Here is a 19,280-nt window from a genome sequence, read left to right as displayed (position 1 = left end):
TGCGCTCAACCCATCCTACGGGCTAGAGCCGGTGCAGCCTTTCGTGCTCGCGGATCGCCATCCACACCCGCTCGGGGGTTGCGGGCATGTCGATGTGCTCGATCCTGTATTCGCGATGCAGGCCTTCGATGATCGCGTTCATGATCGCCGGGCAGGAGCCGATCGCCCCCGCCTCGCCCGCGCCCTTCACGCCCAGGGGATTGGTGGTGCAGGGAATGTTGTGGGTCTCGAACGAGAACGCGGCGCCGTCTTCCGCACGCGGCAGCGCGTAGTCCATGAAAGTAGCGGTGACCAGCTGGCCATCCTTGGGGTCATAGATCGCCTGCTCCATCAGCGCCTGGCCGATGCCCTGCATGGTGCCGCCATGGACCTGACCGGCCAGCAGCAGCGGATTCAGCGTGACGCCAAAATCATCGACGATGACGTAATTGACGATGCGGATCTTGCCGGTGGATGGATCGATCTCGACCTCCACCGAATGCGTCCCGTTGGGGAATGTGCCATCGGCGCTGCTGAAGGTCTCGCTTGCATTGAGCTTTGATGGATCGGCCTTCTTGGCGAGATCGGCGAAGGACACCGAGCGATCGGTGCCGGCGATGCGCACGACGCCGCCGTCGATCTCCAGATCGGCCACGCTCGTTTCCAGCGCGTCGGCTGCGAGTTCTTTCAGATTGATGCCGAGTTGCTTCGTCGCCCGCTGCACGCTGACGCCGCCGGTGGGGATCGAGGCGGAGCCGCCGGTGCCGAGGCCGGTCGCAACCTTCGCGGTGTCGCCCTGGATGATATGCACCCGCCCCGGTGCGACGCCGAACTGCTCAGCGACGATCTGCGCATAGGCCGTGTGATGGCCCTGCCCGGTCGACTGGGTGCCGATCAGGATGGTGATATCGCCATTGGCGCCGAGGGCCACATTGGCGGTCTCGTCGCCCATGGTGCCGCAGACCTCCACATAGGTGGCCATGCCGATGCCGCGGACGAGACCGTCCTTCTTCGCGGCCTTGGCGCGCTTCGGAAAGTCCTTCCAGCCGGCGACATCCATCGCGCGCTTCATATGCGCGGTGAAATCGCCGCTGTCGTAGACCTTCCCGGTCGCCGTCTTGTACGGCATCGCCTTCGGCGCGATGAAATTCTTGCGGCGGATCGCATCGGGCGACATGCCGAGTTTTCGCGCGCATTGATCGACCAGCCGTTCGACCACGTAAGCGGCTTCGGGACGGCCCGCGCCGCGATAGGCGTCCACCGGCACGCTGTTCGTGAACACCGTGCGGACGCGGCAGTGGAAGGCCTGGATGTCGTAGAGCCCCGGCAGCATGCCGGCGCCGCCATGGGGAATGTACGGCCCGAAGGTCGAGAGATAGGCCCCCATATCGGCCATCAGGTCGACATCCATGGCGAGAAACTTGCCGTCCTCGCTGAGCGCCATGCGGGCATGGGTGACGTTGTCGCGCCCTTGCGCATCGCCGAGGAAATGATCGCTGCGGTCGGCAGCCCATTTGACGTTCTTGCCGAGCTTCCTGGCGGCAAAGGCCACCAGCGCATATTCGCGATAGGGAAACAGCCGGGTGCCGAAACCACCGCCGACATCGGGGCAGATCACGCGCATCTTGTCCTTCGGCATCTTCAGGACATTGTCGCAGAGGATGTCGCGCAGGCGATGGCTGCCCTGGCTGCCGATGGTCAGCGTCATGTGATCGCGCTTGGCGTCGTATTCACAGATCGCCGCGCGGGTCTCCATGTAATTGATGACGACGCGCGGATTGACGATTTTTACTTCGGCAATGACAGGCGCCTTGGCGAAGACCTCATCGACCTTTTTCTTGTCGCCGATCGGCACGTCGAACAGCACATTGCCGGGATGCTTGTCCCAGACCTGTGGTGCCCCTTTGGCGACGGCATTGTTGAGACCATTCACCGATGGCAGCGGCTTCCATGCGACCTCCATAGCCTCAATGGCGTCTCGCGCCTGCTCCACGGTCTCTGCGATGATGAAAGCGATGGCGTCGCCGACATGGCGCACTTCCTTGGCCGCGAGGATCGGATAATCCGGGCCGGTGAAGGGATGGTCCTCGAGATTGAACAGGCAGGGCAGCCCGCCAAGATCCTTGGTGTCGTCAGCCGTCAGGATCGCAGCGACGCCGGGCATCGCGCGTGCCTTGGCGGCATCGAGCGTGAAGGTCGCATGGGCATGCGGCGAGCGCAGCACCAGGGCATGGAGGGTGGCGGGTGCGTGATCGTCTGTATAGCGGCCACGGCCGCGGATCAGGGCATCGTCTTCCTTGCGCAGGACGCTTTGTCCGACGCCGAACTTGATGGGTGCCATTGGTCCTCCGACTGTAATTTAGAAACAGTCTACACAGCGACGGGAGGGCGGCAAGTGGGCGGCGCAACATCGTGAACACGATGCCGTAGGGCGGATGAGGCGAGGCCGTAATCCGCCGGCGGAGTTGATGTGGCGAGGACCGCGGCGGATTACGCTGCGCTCATCCGTCCTACGGATACGGCTATCTTGGGCGCACGAGATTGCGCAGCCAGCTCTTGCCGAAAAGCGCAAGAATCAAGACGCAATAAACGACCACGGTCACGATGATGAGAATGCCCAGCGTCGCTTCGTCGCGGAGGGTCGTCATCTCGGCAAATTGCAGCGCCGCATATCGCGCGGTGCCCCACAGCGCCGCGGCGAGGACGAGGCCAGCCACGGCAAATTTGCCAAGCGCAATCAGGAACGCGCGATCGAACTCCAGATAGCCTGCGCGTGTCGCAAAGAAGATCACCAGCAGAAGATTGATCCATGCCCCCGCCGCGGTGCCGAGCGCGAGGCCGATCTGGGCCAGCGAGCCCATCAGCATGACCTTCAGCACCACATTGACCGCGATGCCGGTGAGTGCCGCGATCATCGGCGTGGTCGTGTCCTTGCGCGCGTTGAAGGTCGCAACCGCGCTGCGGATCATCACGAAGGGGATCAGCGCGATGGCGTAGGCGGCGAGCGTCGCGGCGGCCACCGCGGCGTCGGCCTTGCTGAAGGCGCCACGCGCAAACATCGCGCGCATGATGACATCGGGCACGGTGAGGAAAGCCGCGACGAAGGGCAGCGAGAACAGCAGCGTGAACAGGAAGGCGCGGCGCTGCGCGCCCATGGCGCCGATGTGATCATTCGCCGCCATCCGGCGTGACATTTCCGGCAGCAGCACGGTGCCGATGGCGATGCCGATGACGCCGATGGGCAGCTGGTTCAGGCGATCGGCGTAATACAGCGCGGACAGCGCACCGACCGGCAGGAAGGTGGCGATGATCGTGTCTGCAAACAGCGCCACCTGCGTGCCCATAGAGCCCAATGTCGCCGGACCGAGCGCACGGAAGAAGCCGCGAATATCCTCGTCGAGCCGCAACGGCGCAAAGCGCGGCAGGCCGCCATGGCGCTGCAGGTCGCCGGCCAGCAGCAGATATTGCAGCACGCCAGAGATCAGCACGCCCCAGGCGGCGGCATGGCCGGCGCTTGGGAAGAATGCGGCGAGCGCCAGCGTCGCCATCATCGAGATATTGAGAAAGATGGATGCCGCCGCAGCGCTGGCGAAGCGCTGCATCACATTGAGCATGCCGCCATAGAGCGTCACCAGCGTGATCAGCAGCAGATAGGGAAAGGTGATGCGCGTCAGTTCGATGGCGAGGTGGCGCTGGGCGGGATCGTCGGTGAAGCCCGGCGCCAGGATCGTCATGGCCTGCGGCATGAACACGATGGCCAACACCAGCAGCACCACCTGCGAGGCGAACAGCAGCGTGAAAATCCGATCGGCGAACAGATGCGCGGCATCCTGGCCGCCCTTCCCGCTCACATGGGCATAGGCCGGCACGAAGGCCGCGTTGAAAGCGCCCTCGGCGAAAATGGCGCGGAAATGATTGGGCAGGCGGAGCGCGACAAAGAACGCATCCGCAATGGGACCGGCACCGAGAATTGCGGCGAGCATGATGTCGCGCGCGAATCCGGTGATCCGCGAGAGCAGCGTGTAGCCACCAACGGTGAAAATGCGTCCCAGCATCAGATCGACTTATTGCCCCGACTCAGCTGTCGTCACCCGGCTCGACCGGGTGACCCAGTATACACAGGCGCAGATGTTTCACATTGGCTGTGCCGGATACTGGATCGCCCGCTTTCGCGGGCGATGACAATGTACCCGCGGAAGCGTTCTACGCCAGCGCGTCGCGTACAGCCTGGATCACGCGATCCTGCGCGGCTTCGTCGAGATAGGCGTGGACCGGCAGGCTGATTACGTCTGCAGACAGGGCTTCAGAGACCGGCAGGCCGCCATCGACGACCGGATAGTGTTTGTAGGCGGTCTGCATATGCATCGACTTCGCATAATAGATCGCGCTCGGCACGCCCTGCGCCTTCAGCGCATTGGCGAAGGCATCACGATCCGTGCCCTTGGGCAGGCGGATGGTGTAACAGGCCCAGATCGACGTATTGCCCTCGGCCACGCGCGGCACCGTGACAAGATTGCCGAGGCTGCGGGCATAGCGCTCGGCGACCTTGTTACGGGCGACGATCTCGTCGTCAAAGATCTTGAGTTTCTCGAGCAGCACCGCGGCCTGAATCGTATCAAGGCGGCCGGTGATGCCAAGACGGATATTGTCGTATTTGTCACCGCCCTGCCCGTGGATGCGGATGCTGCGCAGGATGTCGGCGAGTTCATCGTCATCGGTGAAGATCGCGCCGCCATCGCCGAAGCAGCCGAGCGGCTTGGCGGGGAAGAAGCTGGTGGTGGTGGCCAGCGCCGAGGTGCCAACGCGCTTGCCCTTATACGTTGCGCCAAAGCCCTGCGCGCAGTCTGAGAGCACGAACAAGCCTTCAGCCTCGGCGATCGCGCCGATGGCATCGAGATCGGCGGGCTGGCCGAACAGGTCCACCGGGATGATCGCCTTCGGCATGAGGCCGGCCGCCTTCGCCGCGATGATGCCGCGCTTCACCGATTCCGGGCTGATGTTGAAGGTCACCTCGTCGACATCGACGAAGACGGGCGATGCACCGACCAGCGCAGCGGCTTCACCCGTCGCACAGAAGGTGAAGGACGGGCACAGCACCGCGTCGCCGGGGCCGATATTCTTGGCCATCAGCACCATCACCAGCGCATCGGTGCCGCTGGCGCAGCTGATCACATGCTTGGCGCCGCAATATTTTGCGAGTTCGGCTTCAAGCTTGGCGACTTCAGGGCCGTTGATGAACTGGCAGTGATTGAGCACGCGGGTGACGGCTTCGTCGACCGACGATCCCAGACGCTGGCGCTGGGCATTGAGATCGATGAAGGGAACGGGAGTGTGCTGGTTCATTGCGAGGCCTGCGAAGAAGATATCGTTGAATCGAAGCCGGCGCCCCATGAGGCGCCGGAGATGGGTGCAGCGTCAGCCCACGACCTTGCGCGGCGCGGAGCGCGGCGCCGTCGCCGCCTGGGTCTTCGGCGCTTCCAGGCACTGGATCGCGATCTCCAGCGAGGCGACGCCCTCTTCGCCGGTCACCGCCGGCACGCCGCCGGTGCGCACGGCATCGAGGAAGGCATTGAGTTCGGCGCGCAGCGGCTCATCCTGGCCGACCGGCAGATGGCGCATGGAATAGCTGCCATCGGTCTTGAAACCGAAGCATTCGGTGACCTGACGGGTGAGCAGATCGCCCGTCACGTATTTGCCGCGCGTCGCCACCGTCACCGTGCGCGCCTTGAACGGCGTCAGCCAGTTGGTGTTGATATGGGCGAGCACGCCCGACGCGGTGCGGAATTGCAGCAGCGCGATGTCCTCGCGCTCGGCGATGGCGGAGGCGAGCTGCGGCTGTACTTCGACGATATCGCTTTCGGTGAACCAGCGGATCAGATCGATGTCATGCACGGCGAGATCGATGACCACGCCGACATTGGACATGCGCGGCGGGAACGGCCCCACGCGGGTGATGCCGATGGAGAGAATGTCTTCGCCCGCGATCGCCTTCTTGATGGTGGCGACGGCAGGGTTGAAGCGCTCCACATGGCCGATCATCAGCGTGACGCCGGCCTTCTTGGCGGCGGCGACGATCTCGCGTCCCTCATCCACCGTGGACGCCACGGGCTTCTCGACGAGGACGTGAACGCCCCTGGCGATGCAGGCGAGCGCAACCTCGTGATGCAGATGGGTCGGCGCAGCGATAGTCATCGCATCAACGCCGGTCGCCAACAGTTCATCAAGCGTGGTGAAGGTCTTGCAGCCAATCAGGTTCTCGGCACGGGTCCGATGCTCGGCCAGGGGATCGACAATGCCGACCATCTCGATGCCCGGCAGCCCGGCCAGAACGCGGCCGTGATTCGTGCCCATGACGCCTGCGCCAACCACGCCGACGCGCAGCACGCGTGACTCATCCCTGCCAACTACTTTGGAACCGCTCGAAACCATACTTAATCCCACCAAACGCCCGCCCATCCCAGCGCGTGCGGGTGTCCTAACATGACGCCACAATTGTGGCGATGCAGCAAACCAATGATCCAAACACGTTTTGATTCAGAGAATTACATGAAAGCCGGGCGGCGGAACCGGCAATTCCGGGCCGTTTCACGGCCCTCCCGGTCAGGCAGTGCGAAGCGGGTGGGCCTTCCGATGCCATGCCCAGGCCGTGCGGACGATAGTGGTGAGATCCGACGACACAGCGCGGAAACCCAGCACATCGAAGGCCGCTGACGAATCGGCCACCAGGAATTCGGGATCACCGGCGCGGCGCTCGCGGACGACGTGAGGGACGGCCCTGCCGGCCTCCTGCTCGATCGCCTTGAGAATCTGCAGGACCGAGAAGCCGCTGCCCGTGCCGAGATTGAACGCCCCGCCCTGGTGGCCATCCAGCAGATGCTTCAGCGCCAGGATATGCGCGGCGGCGAGATCGGCAACATGGATGTAGTCGCGAATCGCGGTGCCGTCGGGAGTCGCGTAATCGTCGCCGAACACCGAGAAATCCACATGCCCCTGCAGCGCCATCATGGCGCGCGGAATCAGATGCGTTTCCGGATCGCGCAGTTCACCGACATCGCCATCGGGATCGTCGCCGCAGGCATTGAAGTAACGCAGGCTGAAAGAGTTGAGCCCGTAGGCGCGGCGGTAATCCGCCAGCACCTGCTCGATCATCCATTTGCTCATGCCATAGGGATTGATGGGCCGGCCCGCAGCTGCCTCGGCGATCGGCTTGCTATCGGCCTGCCCATAGACCGCGCCGGTGCTGGAGAAAACGAGCTTCAGCACATTCGTTTCGCGCATGGCCTGCAGCAGACCGAGCGTGCCGGCGAGATTGTTCTGATAATATTTCTGCGGATCGATCACGGACTCGCCGACGGCACTGAAGGCGGCGAAATGCATCACCGCAATGACGCCATGGGCAGCGATGGTTTCAGCGACTTTGCGGCTATCGGCGATGTCGCCGACGACCAGTGGCCCCCATTTCACGAAGGCTTCGTGGCCGCTCGACAGGTTATCGTAGCAGACCGGCAGATAGCCGGCCGCATACAGGGCCTTGCAGCAATGCGCGCCGATATAGCCCGCACCGCCAGTGACCAGAACGGCCTGCCGCAAATCCATCCTGCCAAATTCCTGTCTTTGGGTTACGCAAACAAACGATCTATTCCGGCTGGACGATCGTGACGAGCATGCCATCGACAGGGACGAGAAACGCCATGGTCGGCCCTTCCGATGGACCTGCACCGGTCATGGCGTGCTTGAAGGCGACAACTTCGATGTCCGTCGCATCACGCGCCGCGAAGACTGCGACCTCGCCGAATAGCGGCTTGCCATGTCGCTTCAAGTCACTGAGGTCGGCGCGAAACTCGGGCAGCCCGCAAATGCCGCGGGCCTCTTCGATACTGTCGGCATCGAAGACCATGGTCGGCTGTCCGTCGATTTCGAGGGTAAAAACTTTCACGGGAATTGCTCAGGCGGCAATGGATCGGGTCAGACAAGTTTACGCGGCACGCAGCCGGTTATCCATTAAATTGCGGAAATCTGGACGATCAGTCGTGCACAGCGCGACGGTAACCTTGATAGGTTAGGTTAAGCCCAAGTTGCGATTGAGGAATTTGGCTCGACCCACATAACATGACGGCACACGCATCGAGGTCGCCATGTTGATCGATAGCCCGAACCATCTGCGTATTTTGAAACTCAGGCCACGTACCGACTGGGCCGCGGTGTGGCACCTCTGGACGGTGCTGATCCCGCGGCGGTCGATCACCGGACGCCTGGTCCGCGGACAAGTCTGGCGGCGGCACGATGGCCGCCGCTGGATCTACAAGAAGTTCGACAACGTCGCCAAGCCCTCAAACGACGGACGGCGCTCGGCTTAGGTTCGCTTGTAGTCGTCCTCGATGCGCACGATGTCGTCCTCGCCGAGATAGCTGCCGGTCTGCACTTCGATCAGTTCCAGCGGAATCTTGCCAGGATTTTCCAGGCGATGCGAGACGCCGATCGGAATGTAGATCGACTCGTTCTCCTGCATCACCTTCACTTGGTCGTTCAACGTCACCTTGGCCGTGCCACGAACGACGATCCAGTGTTCGGAACGGTGGTGATGCATTTGCAGAGAAATCCGCTCGCCCGCCTTCACCACCAGGCGCTTCACCTGGTAGCGCTCGCCGGTCTCCAGCGCCTGCACCGATCCCCATGGACGATGGGTCTTGAGATGATCTTCGGTGACGCGCGGAGCTGCAACTTTCAGCTTGGTCACGAGACGCTTCAGATTGTTGGGGTCCTTCTGCCGCGACACCAATACGGCATCCTGCGTCGCCACGACAACGAGATCATCGACGCCTTCCAGCGCGACCGTCGGGCCATCGCTGGCGACGTGGCAATTGCGGGTATCCTCGAACACCGCAACTCCCTGTGCGGCATTGCCATGGGCATCCTTGGCGGACAGTTCCCACACGGCGAGCCAGGAGCCGACATCTGACCAGCCGCAAGAGACCGGCACCACGGCGGCCTTGGCGGTCTTCTCCATCACAGCGTAGTCCACCGAGATGGCCCGCGCCTGCTTGAAAGCGTCGGCGTCTAGGGTGAAAAAGCCGAGATCGCGACCGGCTTTGGTGACGGCATCCGAAATGGTGGTGACGCTGTCCGCGTCGACGGAACGGTACTCATCGAGCAGCGTGGTTGCGCGGAACATGAAGTTGCCGCTGTTCCAGAGATAGCCAGCCTCGACATAACGTGTGGCCGTCGGCAGATCCGGCTTCTCGACGAATTTGGCGACACGCTTCACATCGCCCGAAAGCCCATCGCCCGGAGAGATGTAGCCATATTCGACGGCGGGACGTTCCGGTGTGACACCGAACGTGACGATGTGATCGTTACCGGCTTCGACAAGTCCGGCGCGGCAGGCCGCAACAAATGCCGGCACGTCGCGCACGACGTGGTCCGCCGCCAAAGCCAGCACCACCGCATCGCTATCGCGCGTCAAGGCAAAGGCCGCGCCCGCGGCAATGGCCGGCCCGGAATCACGGCGCGCCGGCTCCAGCAAAATATCAGCCTCGTGGCCGATCTCGGCGAGTTGTTCGCGCACCATGAAGCGATAGGCCTCGCTGGTGATGACGATCGGCCGATCGAACAGAGCGGGATCGGCGATCCGCAGAATCGTATCCTGAAACGTCGAGCGCGGCCCGAACAGCGGCAGGAACTGCTTTGGCCGCCCCTCGCGCGACGACGGCCACAAGCGTGTACCCGCGCCGCCACACATGATCAGGGGAATGATGCGCTTGCTCATGGCTGCTCGCTCTCTTTCGTCCGGAAGATAACTTAGCGGCTTGCGCCGAGATTGCCGTAATGGCTGCGATACCAGGCCACGAATTGCCGAATGCCCTCCTCGATGCTGGTATCCGGCTTGAATCCGACATCGCGCATAAGGTCATCCACATCCGCAAAGGTCTCGGGCACATCGCCGGGCTGCATCGGCAGCATGGTCTTGATCGCGTCCAGTCCCAGTTCTTTCTCAAGAACCTGCACCACATGCAAAAGCTCTTCCGGCTTGTGGTTACCGACATTGTAGATCCGCGCCGGCGCCTCGTCGGCGCTGCCAGCAGGAACATGATCGATCAAACGGCTGATAGCACCGACGACATCGTCCACATAGGTAAAGTCGCGCCGCATGTCGCCATGATTGAACAGCTTGATCGGCTGTTTATCGATGATCGCCTTGGTGAACAGGAAGATCGCCATGTCGGGCCGGCCCCACGGGCCGTAAACCGTAAAGAAGCGCAGTCCCGTGGTCGGCAGCCGGTAGAGATGGCTGTAGGAATGCGCCATCAGCTCGTTCGCCTTCTTGGTCGCGGCGTAGAGGCTGATGGGATTGTCGACCCGATCGCTGACCGAGAACGGCTTCTTCTTGTTCGCGCCATAGACCGAGGACGACGAGGCATAGAGCAGATGCTTGCAGCCATTGTGGCGGCAGCCTTCGAGGATATTCAGGAATCCTTCGAGATTGGCGTCGGCGTAGGCATGCGGATTATCGATGGAATAGCGCACGCCGGCCTGGGCCGCGAGATGGATCACCACCGGAAACTTGTGCTCGGCCATCAGCGCCAGCAATGCCGGGCGATCGGCCAGATTGGCTTTGATGAAGGTGAAATTCGGCCGGCCTGCCAGTTCGGCGAGCCGAGCCTCTTTCAACGCGGGATCGTAATAGTCATTGACGCTGTCGAGGCCGACCACGGTGCGGCCGTCGTCCAGCAATTGGCGCGTGACATGAAAGCCAATGAAGCCAGCGGCGCCAGTGACGAGGATGGAAGGTTCAGACATCATGTCCCCAGATTTGCCGCGCGGACCGCATTGCTGGCCCAGTGGGCCGAAGTCTATTAGCCATGAGGCCGCGAATGCTGCAATAGTCCGGTATCGCAGCACCCGATTGCGTCAGAACCGCGACCTCGCGGCGTGGCCATGCCGGAGAAACCCGCTATGAAGGCGGCCACGCATAGCTCGCTTGAGCCGTCCAAAAAACTGGTCACCTTGTCATTCCGATGTCGTCAACCGAACTGATCGCCCTGCTCCTTGCGCTGGTCGCTGCCGCCGCCCTCTCCGCGCTCTGCATCCGGGCCATCCGCCCGTTGCTGATCCGCTACGCATTGGCGCGGCCGAACGCGCGGTCGTCGCACAAGGTGCCGACACCGCAGGGGGCTGGCATCGCGGTGATCGCAACGACATTGCTGGTGGCAGCCATTGCAATCGCCTGGTTCGCAACCATCACCATCTCGCTCTGGGTGTTATTCGCAGCGACCTGCGTGATCGCCATGGTCGGCGCCGTGGACGATCTGCGGCCGCTGCCGGTCGCCCCGCGCTTCGCGCTGCAAGCTTTGTGCGTTGCTGCCGCGCTCGTCGCATTGCCGACCGATCTTCAGATCGCACCGGCTGTGCCGCTGTGGCTCGAACGTGCCGTGTTGCTGGTCGGCATGCTGTGGTTCGTCAATCTCACCAACTTCATGGATGGCCTCGACTGGATCACCGTGGCCGAGGTCGTACCGGTGACGGCGAGTTTGGCACTGATGTGCCTGAGCGGCGCGCTTTCGCTTCCAGCGGCGCTCATTGCTGCCGCGCTTTGCGGCGCCATGCTGGGCTTCGCGCCGTTCAACAGGCCGGTGGCCAAAATGTTTCTCGGCGACGTGGGCAGCCTGCCCGTCGGCCTCCTGATTGCCTGGTGCCTGCTGCAGCTCGCCTTCGCCGGACATCTTGCAGCAGCCATCCTGCTGCCGCTCTACTATCTCGCTGACGCCACCGTGACGCTGCTACGACGCATGGCGCGGCGCGAGCAGTTCTGGCTCGCCCATCGCTCGCATTTCTACCAGCGCGCGACCGACAACGGCTTTTCAGTGATCGAGGTCGTGCGACATGTGTTTGCGTTGAACATCATTCTCGCTGGACTGGCGGGACTGTCGATCTATCTCAAATCCGCTCCGATCAGCATCGCTGTGCTCATTGCCGGCATCGGCGCCACGGCGCTGGTGCTGCGGCGGTTCTCAACACCGCAGAGCTGACATTCTACTCGGCCGGAACGCGATATTCCGGCACGGCGTCCTTCAGTATCGCCACCGCCACCTCGTGCTGATCGGCCTCGATCGCCGTCCGCAACGTGGCGAGCCATGCATTGAGCACGTCCAGCGGCAATTCCTTCGGCTTCGCAGCCATGATGCCGGCGAGGCCGATCTCGGCGGTTGGCTCCTGCTCGGCAAACAGGATTTCATGCATGCGCTCGCCCGGACGCACGCCGGTGAACACGATGTCGATGTCATAACCCGGCTGCAGGCCGGACAGCCGGATCATGCGGTCGGCGAGATCGACGATCTTCACCGGCTGCCCCATGCTCAGCACATAGACCGACGCATCGGAATGCTGCGCGTTCATGGCGTGCGTTCCGGCCGTCACCACCAGGTCGCACGCTTCGCGGATCGTCATGAAGTAACGCACCATATCCGGATGCGTCACCGTCACCGGGCCACCAGCCTCGATCTGCGCCTTGAACTTCGGCACCACCGATCCATTCGACGCCAGCACATTGCCGAACCGCACCGAGATCAACCGCATGCGCGGCTTGCCCGCAGCGCCGGCTGCGACATCGCCGTCGAGCGCCTGACAATACATCTCCGCGAAGCGCTTGGTGAGGCCGAGCATCGAGACCGGCTCGATCGCCTTGTCAGTCGAGATCATCACCATCGCTTCGGCGCCCGAGGCTAATGCCGCATCGGCGACATTCACCGAGCCGAAGATGTTGGTCTTGACGCCCTCGCCCCAATCGCGCTCCAGGATCGGCACATGCTTCAGCGCCGCGGCGTGGAACACGACGTCGGGCTTGAAGGCACTCATGAGCTGGCGGATGCGCTCGCGGTCCCGCACATCGGCGATGCGGCCTTCGATCATCGCACTCGTGACTTTCGCCGACAATTTCTCGATTGCCGCATGGAGTGCCGGCTCGGAATTTTCGATAATCAATAATCGTCCGGCACCGAATGTGGTGACGCGGTCGCAGATCTCGAATCCGATCGAGCCGCCACCGCCGGTGACAACCACCGCCTTGCCGCGGACGAAATTCTCCAACCGCGCATAGTCGATCTTGACGCTCGGCCGCAGCAGCAAATCTTCCACCGCCACCGGGGCCAGTTGTGGCGTGTCGCGGCTTTCTTCCAGCGTCGGAATCCGGCTGACGGTAAGACCAAGCTTGCGCGCCCGCATCAGGATGGCCTCGGGGTTCGCCTCATCCTCAAAAGCCGAGGGTGTCATCACCACTCGTTCGATGGGCCGTTGGCGATTCTTGAAATCGTCGATGACATTACCGAGATCGTCGAGACCACCAAGCACCGGGACGCCGCGGATTGTCTGACCGCGATCCGACATCGCCGGGGAAAGAATGCCCACCGGCCACATCCGCTTCACCGCACCGCTCTCGATACCGCGCAAAAACACTTCGGAATCGGCGGCACGGCCGATCAGCAATGCTGGCGATGCATCGGTCGTGCGTGCCTTGTTACGCGTCCGCGTGTAGCGGAAATAGCGATAGGCCAGGCGCGAGCCGCTGAGAAAGAAGATCTCGATAAACCAGTAAATAACGATGGTGGTTTTGCCGAGAAAAAAGGTGCCGTAGACGTTCGGCGCGAGGAAAATGTAGTCGAGCACCAGCAGCGCGCCGGTTAACACTGTCGCCGCCTTGATGATGTTGAGGAGATCCGGCAGCGAAATGAAACGCCATTTCGTCGTTGTCAGATTGAAGATGTAGCAGACGAGAAAGCTGAACAGCACGAAGTATGGCAGGATCGTCAACAGCAGCGGCAGGCGATCCCACAGGTTCTCACCGTCGAAGCGCAGCAAGAAAGCCAGGATCACCGCCGCGGCTGTGACAATGGCATCATGGACCGCAATGATCCAATTGCGGATGGTGAAATTCAGAATACGCGTCATGGCTGCCTGTTACGCGACCGTTCGATCAGCGACGTCGTGCTGTGCCCCTGCAGAATATCGACGATGACAACCTCGCCGCCATTCGCGGCAACGACCTCATGGCCGACCACCTGGTCGCGGGTGTAGTCGCCTCCCTTGACCAGCGTCGATGGCCGGATCGCTTCGATCAGCTTGATCGGCGTGTCCTCCTCGAAGATTACGACGAGATCCACGGCCTCGAGCGCTGCCAGCACTTCGGCACGCGCGCGCTCGTCCTGTACGGGCCGCTCTGGCCCCTTGAGGCGCTTCACCGAAGCGTCGCTATTGAGACCGACGATCAGGCGATCACAGGTCGCCCGCGCCGCGGTGAGCACCTTTACATGGCCTGGATGCAGGATGTCGAAGCAGCCATTGGTGAAACCGACCCGCAGCTGTTCATGACGCCATTCACCGAGCCGGGCTGCGAGATCGCCGGCAACGGCGATTTTATCTTCGGCCGCAAGCGTCGCGTCCGGCAGCATCTTGCGGCGCAACTCGTCCGGCAGCACCACGGCGGTGCCCTTCTTGCCGACAGCCACGGCAGCGGCGGCTGATGCCAGGCGAAGAACGACTTCCCATTCCGCACCGGCCGCCAGCGCCACGGCCAGCATCGCCGCCACCGTGTCGCCGGCGCCGGAGACGTCGCGAACCTTCACCGGCAGCGCCGGTATATGAATAGCGTCGCCATCACGCGCCACCAGGGTCATGCCGTGTTCGCTCTGCGTCACCAGCATCGCGGCGCAATCGGCCAGGATCATTGCCTCTTGTGCAGCGGCGATATTGATGTCGCGATCGGCACGACTGCGTGTCGCCTCGGTGAATTCCTTGCGGTTCGGCGTCAGCAGCGTGGCACCGCGATAGATTGCGAAGTTCGCGCTTTTGGGATCGACGATCACGCGTTTGCCGAGCGTCTTCGCGCTGTCGATCACATTGCGGATCACCCGCGCGGTGAGCACGCCCTTGGCGTAGTCCGACAACAGCACGATGTTGGCGCGCGCAATCTGCGGCAGGATGGTGTCGAGCAGTTGCTTTTCGACCTCGGCCGAGGCCGGCGCCGCAACCTCCCAGTCGGCGCGCAGCATGTGCGTCGCGAAATGTTCGGAGACGAAACGCACTTTTCGCGTCGTCGGCCGCGATGCATCGGTCACCAGAAGCGCTTCGATGCCGCTCTCCCGCGCGAGATGCCGCTGCAGCGTCGCCGCCGCGTCGTCTGCACCGATCAGGCCGATGAAAATGCACTTGGCGCCCAGCGCTGCGATATTGCGAGCGACATTGCCGGCACCGCCGACCACGATCTCGCTGCGCTGCGCGGCGATCACCGGTGCCGGTGCCTCCGGCGAAATCCGCGACACCTCGCCATAGACGAATTCGTCCAGCATGAGATCGCCGATGCAGAGCACCGTCTGCTTCGGAAACGCATGGGACAAAGTGTCAAAGTCGAACATCACACCGGAACCTGGACGTCAGCGAAAGCGATCGGGCGTATCGAGATAATGCGTCACGTACTGCGTCACCGCATCCTCCAGACGCGTGAAGCCGCCATTATAGCCGGCCGTGCGCAGCCGATCGGCCTCACTTTGCGTGAAATATTGATAGCTGCCGCGAATCTGCTCGGGCATATCGATATATTCTATGTTCGGTGTGGTGCCGAGCGCCGCATAGGTCGCCAGCATCATATCCTTGAAGCTGCGCGCAGTACCGGTGCCGACATTGTAGATGCCGCTGACACGCGGCGTCGCCAGCAGCCACAGGATGACGCGAACGACGTCTTCCACATAAATGAAGTCACGGCGCTGATCGCCATCGGCGATGCCCTCCCGATGCGACTTGAACAGCTGGATGCCACGGCCGGCCTTGATGTCGTCGAAGCGCTTGGTCAGCACGCTCATCATGCCGCCCTTGTGATATTCATTGGGGCCGAACACGTTGAAGAATTTCAGCCCGGCCCATTGCGGCGGCATCGGCTCGCCCTTGGCGACGCGCTCGGCGACCGCCAGATCGAACAGGTGCTTGCTCCAGCCATAGAGATTCATCGGCCGCAGCGTCTTCAGCTCCGGTACGGTGTCGGCATCGCGGAACCCGTGCTCGCCATCGCCATAGGTCGCCGCCGAGGAGGCATAGATCAACGGCACACCATGGGTCGTGCACCAGTCGAGCAGTCGCATGGACAGGCGGAAATTGGTCTCGATGACCAGATCGCCGTCCGTCGCCGTTGTCTCAGAAATCGCGCCCATGTGGATGACGGCATCGAGCCGGCGGTCCTTGAGCCAGTGCATCAGCTCACCGGGGGGCACCACATCGGCCAGCTGCCGCTTGGCCAGGTTCCACCATTTGCCGTCATGGCCGAGGAAATCGGACACGACGACGTCGGCGCGGCCGGCGTCATTCAGCGCCGCAACCACGTTCGATCCGATAAAACCGGCTCCTCCGGTCACCAGCAGCATGGATTCCCCATTTTCATCCTACAGCGCCACCTTTGCCCCACTCCTGCCCGACAGGCAACTTGGGCGCCGAGATGTCGTAAACCGCATGGGGACATCGGCGGACACATTTCCAAACCGCTTGTCTGGCCCCGACGGACCGGCTACCGACTGGCCTCGAGCCATACGCGAAGCCTTTGAAACCATGATCCAAAATACCCCATACCCGGGCGTGACGGTGGATGCGGCGGATACCCGGCCGATCCTGATCGTGCCCTATATGTGGATCGGCGACTTCGTGCGCGGTCATTCGGTGGTGCGGGTGCTGAAAGAGCGCTGGCCGAACCGGCCGATCGATCTGCTGGTGACAAAACTGGTGGCGCCGCTGGTGGATTACATGCCCGGCGTGCGCTCCGGGATCGTCTGGGACCTGCCGCGCGGGGCGCTGGCGATCGCAAAACAGCGCGATCTGGCCGCCCAGCTGCGCGAGCGCCACTACGGCACGGCGCTGATCATGCCACGGACATGGAAATCCGCCCTCGCCCCGGCCCTTGCGGGCATCCCCGAGCGTGTCGGATTTGTCGGCGAGGTTCGCTTCGGCCTGCTCACTGACTGGCGCTGGGGCGAAAAGAAGCTTTCGCGCATGATCGATCGCAAATGCGCACTCGCACTGCCGCCGGGCACGGAACTGCCGACCGACTGGCCCGTGCCGGATTTCCGCGTTCCCGCCGAGGAGATCGCCCGCTGGCGGCAGGCTAATGGGCTTGGCACCGGCCCCGCGGTCGCCCTTGGCCCCGGCTCCGTCGGCTCGTCCAAGCGCTGGACCTATTACCCGGAGGCGGCGAAGCTTCTGGTGGAACGCGGCTACGATGTCTGGGTGATCGGCGGCCCCGGCGAAAAGGATCTCGCCAACGAGATCATCGCTGCAGCAGGCCCCAAGGCAAAGGACCTCACCACCAACGATCTGCGCAACGGCGTGATCGGCATGGCCGCCGCCAAAGTGGCCGTCGCCAATGATTCCGGCCTGATGCATATCGCCGCCGCAGTGGGCACGCCGACCATCGGCATTTTCGGCCCGACCAGCCCGCAATTGTGGGGACCGCTCAATCCCCTCGCAGCCACCGTGCAGACCAAGACGATTGTGCCGTGCCAGCCGTGCCACACGCCGGTCTGCCATATGAACAACCATGCCTGCATGCGCGACATCCCTGCTCAGGATGTGGCTGACATCATCCAGAATTTGATGGCGAAAGCCGAAGCCAACAGCGTGTCCTCATGACTTTGATCAAGCAGCCAAAGCCAGCCGCCATTCTCGATCGCGATGGCGTGCTGAACTATGACGACAACTATGTCGGCCAGCCCGAGAAAATCCGCTGGATGCCGAATGCGGCCAAGGCAGTGAAGCGGCTCAACGATGCCGGCTATCACGTCTTCATCTTCACCAATCAGTCCGGCGTGGCGCGCGGCTATTTCAGCGAAGCCGACCTCATTACATTGCTGGACTGGATGCGCAGCGAACTTGCAAAAGACGGCGCTCGTATCGATGACGTCCGTTACTGCCCGTATCATCCGACCGCCACGGTCGAGGCCTATCGCGAGGATCACCCCTGGCGAAAGCCAAAGCCCGGCATGATCCTCGACCTGATGCAGCACTGGCCGGTGATATCAAAAGGCAGCTTTGTCATCGGCGATCGCGACAGCGATATCGAGGCGGCAAAAGCTGCGCATCTCCCGGGCTTCCTGTTTGCCGGCGGCGATCTCGATGCGTTTGTAGCCGATATCCTGAAAGGTCAGACAAGCTTGCGATAGACGTCCGCGATGTTGCTCGCTTCAGCATCGAGGCTGAATTTGTCGAGCACGCGCTGGCGTCCCCGCTCGCCCATGGTGCGCGCAATATCCGGATCGCGCATCAGCGGCTCGATGGCATCCGCCAGAGCTTTTGCATCGCCTGTCGGCACCAGCGTTCCCGTGATGCCTTCCTCGACAGCGATCTCAGCTGCACCAGCGCGTGTCGCGACGAGCGCAGCGCCGACTGACATCGCTTCGATGAGCGTGAGACCGAAGCCTTCGTTGCGCGAAGTGAAGGCATAGATCGTCAGGCGACGATACCAGCGCTCGACTTCCGCGATCGGCAGTTCGCCGGTGATGATGATGCGATCTTGCAGACCGGCCTCTGCGATCTTCTTTCGCAGCTCATTGGCGAACACGATCTGATCCGGCGTGATGGCGCCGACGATCACCGCGGAGAAATCCGGATAGCGCGGCAGCAGAGCGCACATCGCATCGACGAACAGATCGGTGCCCTTCTGCGCGCGGACGCGGCCGAAGCAGCCGATCGCGTAACGTCCCGGCAACCCGGCCTCTGCGAAAGCAGTCGCGCGATCAACAGGCGGCATATAGCGATCGGTATCGACGCCATGCGTCACCACGGTCGCCGCGCGCTTGAGATAGGACGCGGACGCATCCGACGTCGCGATGATCGCGTCCATGCGCCGGATCAGCCAGCGCGTGATCCAGCTGTGATGACGCTGCGCGGCCGAGGTGAACAGCAGCTTCAGCGGCCAGCCCAGCGCGCGGAGAAGAACCCCGACGATCATCTCGTTGTTGCGCCGTGCATGCCAGATGATTGGCTCTCGCCGCATCCATAATTTCGAAAGTCCAGCGAAGCTCAGGCGTGCGATGCCGGTAGGCTTATCCGAACCGAGCCATGCGGCGTCGATCATGTCGGCAAGTTTCGGCGCCACCATGCGGTTGGTCGCCGTCACACCGGAGTAGCGCCAATGCAGATTGGTGATGATCACCTGCAATTTTCCGGCTGTTTTGCCCGCAATCGGCACAGAGAACTCCATTTCGCCCCGGTTCCTATACGCAACATTAAGCATAGAGACCAGTAACCACACGCCGAAACCCGCCCTTCACCGC

Annotated in this window: 16 protein-coding genes; 4 read left to right on the top strand and 12 right to left on the bottom strand. The window is 62.6% G+C overall.

Annotated elements, in window-relative coordinates:
- Nucleotides 1-22 precede the first annotated feature (22 nt).
- The 6 genes from ACIQ2A_RS21420 to ACIQ2A_RS21395 all read right to left on the bottom strand — a co-directional run bounded on the left by ACIQ2A_RS21420 (nt 23) and on the right by ACIQ2A_RS21395 (nt 7,915).
- Nucleotides 23-2,320 carry a xanthine dehydrogenase family protein molybdopterin-binding subunit gene (locus ACIQ2A_RS21420; RefSeq protein WP_398483133.1) on the bottom strand — a complete coding sequence of 766 codons (2,298 nt, stop codon included), beginning with the start codon at nt 2,318-2,320 and terminating at the stop codon, nt 23-25.
- 181 nt (nt 2,321-2,501) lie between these two features.
- Nucleotides 2,502-4,034 carry a murein biosynthesis integral membrane protein MurJ gene (gene murJ / locus ACIQ2A_RS21415; protein WP_398483131.1) on the bottom strand — a complete coding sequence of 511 codons (1,533 nt, stop codon included), beginning with the start codon at nt 4,032-4,034 and terminating at the stop codon, nt 2,502-2,504.
- A 148-nt stretch (nt 4,035-4,182) separates the two neighbouring features.
- Entirely contained in the window at nt 4,183-5,322 is a 1,140-nt protein-coding gene (locus ACIQ2A_RS21410) for a DegT/DnrJ/EryC1/StrS family aminotransferase (protein WP_398483129.1), read from the bottom strand.
- A 72-nt stretch (nt 5,323-5,394) separates the two neighbouring features.
- Entirely contained in the window at nt 5,395-6,408 is a 1,014-nt protein-coding gene (locus tag ACIQ2A_RS21405; RefSeq protein ID WP_398483127.1) for a Gfo/Idh/MocA family protein, read from the bottom strand.
- Between the two features lie 171 nt (nt 6,409-6,579).
- Nucleotides 6,580-7,575 carry a UDP-glucose 4-epimerase GalE gene (gene galE, locus ACIQ2A_RS21400; protein ID WP_398483124.1) on the bottom strand — a complete coding sequence of 332 codons (996 nt, stop codon included), beginning with the start codon at nt 7,573-7,575 and terminating at the stop codon, nt 6,580-6,582.
- Between the two features lie 40 nt (nt 7,576-7,615).
- Nucleotides 7,616-7,915, bottom strand: a complete 300-nt coding sequence (locus ACIQ2A_RS21395) for a hypothetical protein (protein WP_398483122.1) — start codon at nt 7,913-7,915, stop codon at nt 7,616-7,618.
- A 199-nt stretch (nt 7,916-8,114) separates the two neighbouring features.
- Here ACIQ2A_RS21395 and ACIQ2A_RS21390 point away from each other — a divergent pair, with 199 nt between their 5' ends.
- Nucleotides 8,115-8,336: a hypothetical protein gene (locus ACIQ2A_RS21390; RefSeq protein ID WP_398483120.1), complete on the top strand. Its 222-nt coding sequence runs from the start codon at nt 8,115-8,117 to the stop codon at nt 8,334-8,336.
- Here ACIQ2A_RS21390 and ACIQ2A_RS21385 read toward each other — a convergent pair.
- Both ACIQ2A_RS21385 and ACIQ2A_RS21380 read right to left on the bottom strand, forming a co-directional pair.
- The gene (locus ACIQ2A_RS21385) at nt 8,333-9,745 is read right to left on the bottom strand and encodes a mannose-1-phosphate guanylyltransferase/mannose-6-phosphate isomerase (RefSeq protein WP_398483118.1); all 1,413 of its coding nucleotides are present in this window, start codon (nt 9,743-9,745) and stop codon (nt 8,333-8,335) included. The two genes, ACIQ2A_RS21390 and ACIQ2A_RS21385, sit on opposite strands and share 4 nt — an antisense overlap.
- Before the next feature lie 32 nt (nt 9,746-9,777).
- Entirely contained in the window at nt 9,778-10,776 is a 999-nt protein-coding gene (locus ACIQ2A_RS21380; protein ID WP_398483116.1) for an NAD-dependent epimerase, read from the bottom strand.
- Nucleotides 10,777-10,994: 218 nt separating this feature from the next.
- On the opposite strand from ACIQ2A_RS21380, the gene ACIQ2A_RS21375 reads away from it, so the two are divergent.
- Nucleotides 10,995-12,005, top strand: a complete 1,011-nt coding sequence (locus ACIQ2A_RS21375) for a glycosyltransferase family 4 protein (RefSeq protein WP_398483114.1) — start codon at nt 10,995-10,997, stop codon at nt 12,003-12,005.
- 4 nt (nt 12,006-12,009) lie between these two features.
- Here ACIQ2A_RS21375 and ACIQ2A_RS21370 read toward each other — a convergent pair whose 3' ends face one another.
- Genes ACIQ2A_RS21370 through rfaD form a run of 3 tightly spaced genes read right to left on the bottom strand, consistent with a single transcriptional unit; the run spans nt 12,010 to nt 16,382 of the window.
- Nucleotides 12,010-13,920 (bottom strand): polysaccharide biosynthesis protein, encoded by a 1,911-nt coding sequence (locus tag ACIQ2A_RS21370; RefSeq protein WP_398483112.1) that lies wholly within the window; start codon nt 13,918-13,920, stop codon nt 12,010-12,012.
- A complete protein-coding gene (gene rfaE1 / locus ACIQ2A_RS21365) occupies nt 13,917-15,383 on the bottom strand; it encodes a D-glycero-beta-D-manno-heptose-7-phosphate kinase (RefSeq protein WP_398483110.1) in 1,467 nt (488 codons plus the stop codon). The genes ACIQ2A_RS21370 and rfaE1 overlap by 4 nt, the downstream gene beginning before the upstream one ends.
- Before the next feature lie 18 nt (nt 15,384-15,401).
- Nucleotides 15,402-16,382 carry an ADP-glyceromanno-heptose 6-epimerase gene (gene rfaD, locus ACIQ2A_RS21360; RefSeq protein ID WP_398483108.1) on the bottom strand — a complete coding sequence of 327 codons (981 nt, stop codon included), beginning with the start codon at nt 16,380-16,382 and terminating at the stop codon, nt 15,402-15,404.
- 181 nt (nt 16,383-16,563) lie between these two features.
- Between rfaD and waaF the strand changes: the two genes are divergently transcribed.
- Together waaF and ACIQ2A_RS21350 are read left to right on the top strand one after the other, a co-directional pair.
- Nucleotides 16,564-17,637: a lipopolysaccharide heptosyltransferase II gene (gene waaF / locus ACIQ2A_RS21355; RefSeq protein WP_398483106.1), complete on the top strand. Its 1,074-nt coding sequence runs from the start codon at nt 16,564-16,566 to the stop codon at nt 17,635-17,637.
- Nucleotides 17,634-18,167: an HAD family hydrolase gene (locus ACIQ2A_RS21350; protein WP_398483104.1), complete on the top strand. Its 534-nt coding sequence runs from the start codon at nt 17,634-17,636 to the stop codon at nt 18,165-18,167. The genes waaF and ACIQ2A_RS21350 overlap by 4 nt, the downstream gene beginning before the upstream one ends.
- Here the strand turns inward: ACIQ2A_RS21350 and ACIQ2A_RS21345 are convergent.
- On the bottom strand, nt 18,149-19,207 hold the full coding sequence (locus ACIQ2A_RS21345) for a glycosyltransferase (protein WP_398483102.1): 1,059 nt from the start codon (nt 19,205-19,207) through the stop codon (nt 18,149-18,151). The two genes, ACIQ2A_RS21350 and ACIQ2A_RS21345, sit on opposite strands and share 19 nt — an antisense overlap.
- Between the last annotated feature and the right edge of the window lie 73 nt (nt 19,208-19,280).

This window comes from Tardiphaga sp., from assembly GCF_044336785.1.
Taxonomy (GTDB): domain Bacteria; phylum Pseudomonadota; class Alphaproteobacteria; order Rhizobiales; family Xanthobacteraceae; genus Tardiphaga.
Note: the sequence above shows the minus strand (reverse complement) of the source record. Positions and strands in the feature narration are given on the sequence as shown.